Raw genomic sequence first — 8372 nt, 5'->3', positions numbered from 1 at the left:
TTCAGCGTGGCGGTCAACACGGCGGCGCCGGAGTTCATCGCAGCCGCGGCGGCCTGGGCGTTGCCACGCGCAAGCTGCACCTGCTCGGCGGCCTGGGCGGCGATCTCAAGCGCCTGCTGCGGCAGGACGGGCGTTGCCGGCTGTTGCGTGGCGGCGACGGCCAGTGCGCCGGCCTCGGCGGTGGCGGCTGTCTTCACCGCATCGTCGATCGCGCCGGCGGCAGCGTTTTCAGCCTTGCTGGCCGGGTCGCTGGCGTTGGCGTTCTTGCCGGGCGCCTTGGCGCCGTTGTTCGCGGGACGCGAATCGGCCGACGCCTTCGGGCGCTGCTGGGCCAACACGTCGGAGAAGCTCGGGCCTTTCTTGTTCGCGGACGCGGACTTGTTGGCGCCAAGCGCGTCGGCGATCGAAGTCGGCGCGACGGGGGCGATCGTGGGCAAGGGCAGGGGAGCGGTCATCTGGGGCTTCCTGTGAGGTATTGCTTAGTGCAGGCCTGCCTGGCGTTGAACCAGGCGGGCGGAGTATTCATCGTTGGCGCGCTGTTCGCGGCGGGATTCCACGACGGCCTGCGCGCGCATTTCGCGCTGCGCCAGGGCGTCATAGGAATTGAGCTTGCGTTTTTCCTGCTGCCAGTACTGGCGGCCCTTGGCCAGGTTCTCGTCGGCCTGGATCAGCACGGCCTGTTGCTGGCTGATCGCGTCGTCCAGGGTGCCGATGAAACGCTGGTAGTTGTGGCAGTCGCTGGCCGACATGCCCGTCGTCATCGCCTGCTGCAGGCGTTCCAGGTAGTCCTGGCGGTAGTCATTCAGCATGCCCAACTGGCGCTCGGCGTTGGTGCGTTCGGCGCTCAACCGCCCCAACAGGCGCGCGGCTTCATCCGTGCTTTCCTTGGCCAGGTTGATCAGCATGTCCAAGGGCAATTGGCTAGGCATAGGTGTCCCTTAATTCGAAACTGGCGCGCAACTGGTTGACGGCGTCGTCATAGCCGACGTTCTCGCCAATGTCTTGCTGCAAGAACGCCTCCAGACGGGGATAACGGGCGATGGCTTCGTCCAGTTGCGGATCGTTGCCGGCGGCGTAAGCGCCCACGGCGATCAGGTCGCGGTTGCGCTGGTAGCGCGACAGGTTCTGCTTGAAGCGGCGCACGACGGCGAATTGCTGCGGTGTGATCAACGAGGTCATCGCGCGGGAAATCGACGCCTCGATGTCGATGGCGGGGTAGTGCCCGGCCTCGGCCAGATGGCGCGACAGCACGACGTGACCGTCCAGGATCGCGCGCGCCGAATCGGCGATCGGATCCTGTTGGTCGTCGCCTTCGGCCAGCACGGTGTAGAACGCCGTGATGGAGCCGGCCTTGCCCGACGGGCCGGGCGCGCCCATTCCGGCGCGTTCGACCAGCATGGGCAGCTTGGCGAACACCGACGGCGGATACCCTTTGGTGGCCGGCGGCTCGCCGATAGCCAGCGCGATTTCCCGTTGCGCCATCGCGTAGCGGGTCAGCGAGTCCATGATCAGCAGCACGTCCAGGCCCTGGTCGCGGAAATGCTCGGCCAGACGCGTCGCGTAGGCGGCGCCTTGCAGGCGCAGCAAAGCGGACACGTCGGCAGGCGCTGCCACCACGACCGAGCGCGCCAGGCCTTCGGGGCCAAGGTTGTGCTCGATGAATTCCTTGACTTCCCGGCCCCGTTCGCCGATCAGTCCCACGACGATCACGTCGGCCTTCGTGTAGCGGGCCATCATGCCCAGCAGCACGGATTTGCCCACGCCGGAGCCGGCGAACAGGCCCATGCGCTGGCCACGGCCGACGGTCAGCAGGCCGTTGATGGCGCGCACGCCCGTATCCAGGACGGTGTCGATCGGCGCGCGCGACAAGGGGTTGATGGGCAACGCGGACAACGGCGCCAGCTCGGCGCCCGTCAATGGGCCAAGCCCGTCCAGCGGGCGGCCGGCGCCGTCAAGCACGCGGCCCAGCAGGGCGTTGCCGACGGGCAGGTGGCGGCCCAGCTGGGGCTTTGCGTTACCGTTCAATTCGGCTTTGCGCGGCAGCGGAATCTGCCGTTGCACGGGCGGTTCGCCGGGCACGACGCGTGCGCCGGGCGGCAGGCCGGAAATGTCGGCCTGCGGCATCAGGTAGAGCGTGTGGCCGTCGAAGCCCACGACTTCGGCATCGGCCCAATGGTCATGGCCGCGCGCGATTTCGATGCGGGCGGCGGCGCCGACCGGCAGGCGCAGGCCGGTAGCATGCAGCACCAGGCCGGTCGCGCGAGTGATCTTGCCGCTGACCAGCCACGGGTCGGTCGACGCGGCGCGGATCGAGCCGATCTCCAACTGGGTTTTCCAGCGGTCGATGATCGGGACGGCAGCAGCCGGCGCGGCAGGCGCCAGTGGGGCAGGCACGGGCGTCGGCTGCGCCGCCGTCTGGCCGGATTGCACCGGAGCCGGATGGCCGTTCACGCCGGCTCCTCCCAGGAGACGTTGCGGCCCAGCGAGGCCGCGACCCGGCGCCAGCGCGTCTGCAGCGTGGCGTCGATGTCACCGTAGGGCGTTTCGGCGCGGCAGCCACCGCGTGCAATGGACTCGTCGGCGAGGACGCGCCAATGGCCTTCTTTCAGTTCATCCGCCAGGTGCAGACGGATCAGTTCGATGTCGTCGGGGTTGGCCCACAACCGCATCTGGCCGCCCGCTGACGGATTGATGTGCAGGACGTCGCGCACAGCGGCCGCGACCGTGTCGGGCTGCTCGGCCAGGGTCGTGCGCACGACCTGCTGCGCGATGTCCAGGGCCAGCGTCAACAAGCTCTGGCCCATCTTTTCTTCTAGCGAACCCACCGATGCGGCGCAGGCTTCGACCAGCGCGTGCAGGCGCTGCGCTTCCGCGGCGCCCTGTTCGCGCGCCTGGGCCAGCCCTTCCGCGAAGCCGGCTTCGCGCCCTTCGGCGAAGCCCGCTTCGTGGCCCGTTTGCTGGCCGGCTTCCACGCCGGCCGCATGGCCGTGGGCATAGCCTTCCTCGCGGCCTTCGGCCATCGCCTGGGCGCGCAGTTGCGCCATCACCACGGCGGGGTCCGGGCCTGGATCGGGTTCGGGTTCGGGCTCCACTTCGACGGCCGCCGGCTCGTCGAACGACAGCATCTGCCAGCGCCGCCAGGCGGCACTGCGCGAGATGAGCGTCGTCGCGCCGTTGTCCGCTTCAGACATACGCGTCGTCTCCGGAGTTGCCCAGGACGATCTGGCCGCTTTCGGCCAGGCGGCGGGCGATCTGCAGGATCTTCTTTTGTTCGGCTTCGACCTTCGACATGCGGATCGGGCCCTGGGCTTCCAGATCCTCGCGCAGCATTTCGGCGGCGCGGCTGGACATGTTGCGCAGGAACTTGGCACGCAGCTCTTCCGGCGCACCCTTGAGGGCGACCATGAGCGTGTCGTTGTCGATTTCCTTGAGGATGAGCTGGATGGCGCGGTCCTCGACGTCCAGCAGGTTGTCGAAGACGAACATCTCGTCGATGATCTTCTGCGCCAGGTCGTTGTCGCGCTCGCGCAGGCTGGCCACGACGGTTTCCTCGTCCGAGGAATTCATCATGTTCAGGATCTCGGCCGCGGTACGCACGCCGCCCATCTTGCTGCGCTTGGCGCCTTGGCCGGCCAGCACGGAGTTCAGCACTTCGGTCAGTTCCGACAGCGCCGCGGGCTGCACGCCGCCGAAGGTGGCGATGCGCAGCATGACGTCGTTGCGCAGGCGATCGGTCAGCAACGCCAGCACGCCGGCGGCGCGGTCGCGCTCCAGGTGCACCAGGATCGTCGCGATGATCTGCGGGTGTTCGTCGCCGATCAGCTCGGCCACGGTGTTGGGGTCCAGCCAGTTCAGCGCGTCGATGCCGCTGCCGCCGTCGCCGGCTTCCAGGATGTCTTCGATCAGGCCGGCGGCGCGGTCGCTGCCCAGCGCCTTGGTCAGCACGCTGCGGATGTAGTCGTCCGAACCCAGCGTGACGGCCATGAACTGGTCGGCTTCCTGGCGGAATTCTTCCAGGACGACGGCCACGTCGTTGCGGGTGACCTGCTTCAGGCTGGCCATCGCCGCGCCGACCTGCTGCACTTCACGGGCGCTGAGGTACTTGAAGACCTCGGCCGCCGCGTCCTCGCCCAGCGACATCATCAGGACGGCGCTGCGCGTCATGCCGTCCATCGGGGTGGAATCATTTTTCATCTTTGCTCATCCAGGTGCGCAGAACCATCGCGACGGCGCGCGGATCCTTATTGGCCATCGTGCGGGCGCGTTCCAGGTTGTCTTCGTAGCGGTTGACTTCCTTCGTGCGGGCCACGTCCTGGGCCTCGCGGGCGGCCTCGATACGCTCGGCCTCGGCCATCTCCGGATCAACCGGCGGATACAGGTACTCGGTGACCGAACGGCGCACCTTGCGGTACAGCCACAAGGCAACTACCAGACCCACCAGCCAGGCCAGGATGGTCTTGAACAGGGCGATCATTTCCGGGTCGCGCCACATCGGCAGCGGCGGCGGGCCATCGTTGAACTGGCTGTTCACCAGGTTCAGCGAGTCGCCGCGCGTTTCGGAATAGCCCATGGCTTCGCGGACCAGGTTGGTCAGCTTGTTCAGTTCCTCGGGCGGCAGGGCCTGGGGCTCGCCGTCCTTGTCGCGGATGTAGTTCACCACCACGGCGACCGACAGGCGCTTCAGGTTGCCCACCGGCTGCTTGATGTGGCTGATGGTGCGGTCCACTTCATAGTTGGTGGTGGCGTCGCGGCGTTCGTTCAGATTGGTGGCGGCGGTCTGCGTGCCGGTCTGTTGTTGCTGCTGCGCATTGGCCGGCTGCTGCGGCTGGCCCGGGCGGGGCGGCTGCGGCGCGGGCGGATTGGCGATGGGGGCTTGCGCGTTGGCCGGCGCCTGGTTCGACAGCGCGCCGGGCACGCCCTGGGCGGGGTTTACGCCGCGCTGGGTGGAATCGCTGGTCTGCTGGCTGCGGATGGCGGACTGGCCCGGTTCCTGGTTGGGACGATAGACTTCGGACGTCTCTTCGCGGCGGGCGAAGTCGACGTCGGCGCTGGCCTGGGCATGCACGTTGCCGGGGCCGACCAGCGGATTCAGGATGGTCAGGATGCGTTCGACCGTGCGCTGTTCCGTTTCGCGAACAAAACGCATCTGGTCGGCGTCCATGCCGCGTCCTTCGCCCAGCGGCGCGGAGAGCAGACGACCGTTCTGGTCGACGATGGAGACGCTTTCAGCGGTCAGTTCGGGCACGCTGGAGGCCACCAGCCACGAAATCGCGGACACCTGGGCGTCGCTCAGGCTGCGGCCGGGGTAGACGTTCAGCAGCACTGACGCGGTCGGTGCCTGGCGTTCGCGCACGAACAGCGACTGGCGCGGCATGGCCAGGTGGACGCGGGCGTGCTGCACGGTGTGCATGGCTTCGATCGAACGGGCCAGCTCGCCTTCCAGACCGCGCTGGTAGTTGATCTGCTCGGCGAACTGGCTGGCGCCGAAGCGGGCGTTGTCCATCAGTTCGAAACCGACGGAACCGCCCCGCGGCAGCCCTTGCGAGGCCAGTTGCAACCGGGCGTCGTACACGCGGTCGGCCGGCACCAGCAACGCGGTGCCGGTCTCGTTGTAGCGGTAGGGCACGTTCATCGTGCCCAGCGCCGTTACGATGGCGCCGCCGTCGCGGTCGTCCAGGTTCGAGAACAGGACCTTGTATTTGGGTTCGCTGCCCCACATCACGGCGGCGACGATCAGCGCAACGACGGCGGCCGCCGCGCCAAGCAGGATCGGCTCGGGCAGCGCGCGTAGCTTTTCCAGGGCGGGGAACTTCGCCAGCAGCGACGAGCTCAGAGTGGCCTGCTGATTCATCGATGGCTCCCGCTGGCTACGCGGAGCAAGGAAAAGGACTTCATGTCTGGGTGGGGCAGATTACACATGCAACGTGCTTCTGGTCTGGGGAGAGCCTGGATTATTGCCGTTGGTACGACAATCCCAATCGTTGAAAACGGCGGGTTTTTGGCGTTACTTATCCTCTATGTCCACGGCAAGGCGGCAGCCGCGGCCATGGCATGGGACCCGGGACACGGCATTCGGTGAAATGTCGGGGTTTTTGGCGGTTTTTATCCGCTATGAAGGCGCGAGATCGGCGTTACGCTCTGTGCAACATTGGCGTCATGCCCCACCAGCAAGGAATCAGGTAATGGCTGTATCAGGCTTGTCCGGCATCGAAAGCATGCTCCAGCAGATGCGCACCGTCGTGAGCAAAGCGGAAACCGGCAATCTCGCCGCAGGCGAAATGGTCGGCCAGCCCGATGGCTTCGCCGCCGAATTGCAGCGCTCGATCCGCCGCGTGACCGCGGCGCAGAACGCGTCGTCGGCCCAGGCGAAGGCCTTTGAGATGGGCGCGCCCGACATTTCGTTGAACGATGTCATCATCGACATGCAGAAAGCCAGCCTTGGCTTTCAGACGGCGGTGCAGGTGCGCAACAAGCTGGTTGCGGCCTACAAGGAAATCTCCTCGATGGCCGTTTAAGGCATCGATCCTGGTCCGCCATGCGGGCCATTGCAAAAGGGCCTTTCAGATGGAAGGCCCTTTGCACATCAATCGCGCTGCGCCCCTTTTTCCAGGCGCCACACCACTTTCTGCAGCCAGTTTTCCTGGCGCGCATCCAGATTCAGAAACACGGCGCCCACGTGGCTCATCGGCGGTTCGCCTGTCAGCGATACATGCCTGGGCGCGGGTTCGTCCGGGCTGTCGGGCTGGATCATCGGCTGGCCCGAAATCGGATAGACATTGCGCACTTCAAGGTTGGCGCTGAATTTGCCCAGGTCGCCGAAATCCAGCTGCACGTCTTCCATCACCGTGCCGCGTTCCGGCAGGATGGGCACCGCAAGTTCCACACGCAGACCCACGCCATCCACCGAAATGTCGCGCACGGTGAAGCGATAGGGCTTCTGCTTGGGGTCCGGTTGCCATGTCGCCTGGCACAGGCCGGGGCCGGTCGCAAGCGAAGCGCGGAACATCTTGCGGCGCTGGATGCGGGCCAGGCGGTCAGGGAAGGGCGACATGAGCGCCGCGCTGCCGTCATCGAAATGAATGACTTCCGGGCGCTGCACGCGAAAGCGGATCTGCACGCCGCCGTAGGCCGTGGCATGGAAGTGGAACGTCGTGCCGCTCAAGAGGCCCATGCTGTCGGACTGTTCGAAGTCGGCGCCGGCATAGTCGCGCGGGCGCCAGAAGAACTGGCGGGTCTGCTTGTCTGCACCCAGCACCAGCACGGCCATTTCGCGGTCGGCGGCGTCGCGTACGAGGATGTGACTGTCGGGGTGCGTCAGTTCAAACAAGGCTGAGCGCATGTCTTCCGGCCGGGTCAGCAGGAATTCCGGGTCGCTGGCATCCAACACGATGGTGGTCCTTAGAGAGTGAGGTCAGGCGGGTGGCGCGGCGTCGGGAAGCTCGCGCGATTCCAGGCGATACAGCCAGGCCAGCAATTCTGCCACTGCTACGTACAGTTGGGGGGGAATATGTGCGTCCAGGTCCACCTGCATGAGCAGTCCGACCAGTTCGCGCGACTCGTGCACGTACAAGCCGTTCTCTTCGGCGGCGCGGACGATGGTGTCTGCCAACTGGCCGTAGCCTTTGGCGACGACGCGCGGGGCGCCATCCTTGTCGTCATAGGAAATGGCGACCGCCGCGTTGCGGTTGGCGTTGGGGCCGTTGTCCTCGGCGTAGGGGGCGATGCTCATCAGAAGTCGTTCGGAATGGCAGGGCGGGGATCCGTCACGCTGACCGCCAGATTGCTCAGGGTGAGGCCCGCGGCCAGCAGGCGCGACCGCAACTGGTCGGACGCGTCATTGATCTCGGCGGCGGCCAGCGGCGCGACCAGCTGCAGGACGATCTGGTCGCCGGCCAGGTTCAGTCGGGCGTCCACCAGGCCAAGGCGGGGTAGATCCAGTTTCAGGCGCGTGGCCCACGTGGGCGTCGCCGAATCGGGGTCGCCGCCATAGGGGTCGCGTTCCACTTCCCATTCCATCGGCGTGCCTGGCCAGGCTTCGCCCTGCCAGGCCAGCGACTGGTTGGCCAGCACATCCAGTTGCTGGCGCACCAGCACGGTCAGGTCCTGATGGATGCCGGCGATCGGCGTGCCCGGCGCGGGCGTGGCGGACGAGCCGCTGCCCGATGGCGCATCCGCGCCGCCGCCTGCGCGCCCGGTGGCGGGGGCCTCCGGACGGCTGCGTGCTGGCGCGGCGTTCTGCGGGATGTCGTCCTTGCTCAACTTGGCCTGTGGCTCATTCTGCAGCGACGATGGGCTCACCCGGCCAAACACCATGTTGGTCAAATGCGATTCATAGAACAGGCCGCTGGTTTGCAGCGCCTGGCGCAGCGCCT

General features: G+C 66.7%; 9 protein-coding genes and 1 pseudogene. 1 reads left to right on the top strand and 9 read right to left on the bottom strand.

Features of this window, described 5'->3' with window-relative positions:
• The 6 genes and pseudogenes from HG262_RS30315 to fliF form a co-directional block, all read right to left on the bottom strand.
• Positions 1-455, bottom strand: a pseudogene (locus HG262_RS30315) (flagellar hook-length control protein FliK); the annotation flags it as partial.
• 24 nt (positions 456-479) lie between these two features.
• On the bottom strand, positions 480-929 hold the full coding sequence (gene fliJ / locus HG262_RS30310; RefSeq protein ID WP_169274519.1) for a flagellar export protein FliJ: 450 nt from the start codon (positions 927-929) through the stop codon (positions 480-482).
• The gene (gene fliI / locus HG262_RS30305; RefSeq protein ID WP_169274520.1) at positions 922-2394 is read right to left on the bottom strand and encodes a flagellar protein export ATPase FliI; all 1473 of its coding nucleotides are present in this window, start codon (positions 2392-2394) and stop codon (positions 922-924) included. Before fliI ends, fliJ begins: the two co-directional genes overlap by 8 nt.
• A gap of 53 nt (positions 2395-2447) precedes the next feature.
• Positions 2448-3191, bottom strand: a complete 744-nt coding sequence (fliH, locus tag HG262_RS30300; RefSeq protein WP_169274518.1) for a flagellar assembly protein FliH — start codon at positions 3189-3191, stop codon at positions 2448-2450.
• Complete coding sequence (fliG, locus tag HG262_RS30295) at positions 3184-4194, bottom strand: flagellar motor switch protein FliG (protein WP_035212612.1); 1011 nt, start codon at positions 4192-4194, stop codon at positions 3184-3186. Before fliG ends, fliH begins: the two co-directional genes overlap by 8 nt.
• Positions 4184-5851, bottom strand: coding sequence for a flagellar basal-body MS-ring/collar protein FliF (gene fliF / locus HG262_RS30290; protein WP_169274517.1), 1668 nt, complete (start codon positions 5849-5851; stop codon positions 4184-4186). The genes fliG and fliF overlap by 11 nt, the downstream gene beginning before the upstream one ends.
• A gap of 331 nt (positions 5852-6182) precedes the next feature.
• On the opposite strand from fliF, the gene fliE reads away from it, so the two are divergent.
• Complete coding sequence (fliE, locus tag HG262_RS30285; protein ID WP_105560508.1) at positions 6183-6515, top strand: flagellar hook-basal body complex protein FliE; 333 nt, start codon at positions 6183-6185, stop codon at positions 6513-6515.
• Positions 6516-6583: 68 nt separating this feature from the next.
• Here the strand turns inward: fliE and HG262_RS30280 are convergent, their stop codons facing one another.
• The 3 genes from HG262_RS30280 to HG262_RS30270 all read right to left on the bottom strand — a co-directional run.
• Positions 6584-7387: a flagellar brake protein gene (locus HG262_RS30280; RefSeq protein ID WP_169274516.1), complete on the bottom strand. Its 804-nt coding sequence runs from the start codon at positions 7385-7387 to the stop codon at positions 6584-6586.
• Between the two features lie 24 nt (positions 7388-7411).
• The gene (locus HG262_RS30275; protein ID WP_169274515.1) at positions 7412-7729 is read right to left on the bottom strand and encodes an EscU/YscU/HrcU family type III secretion system export apparatus switch protein; all 318 of its coding nucleotides are present in this window, start codon (positions 7727-7729) and stop codon (positions 7412-7414) included.
• Positions 7729-8372: flagellar hook-length control protein FliK (locus HG262_RS30270; protein ID WP_169274514.1), on the bottom strand; the 644-nt coding region annotated here is incomplete at its 5' end. The genes HG262_RS30270 and HG262_RS30275, both read right to left, overlap by 1 nt.

The sequence above is a fragment of the Achromobacter sp. Bel genome, assembly GCF_012928505.1.
Classification (GTDB): Bacteria; Pseudomonadota; Gammaproteobacteria; order Burkholderiales; family Burkholderiaceae_B; genus Achromobacter.
Note: the sequence above shows the minus strand (reverse complement) of the source record. Positions and strands in the feature narration are given on the sequence as shown.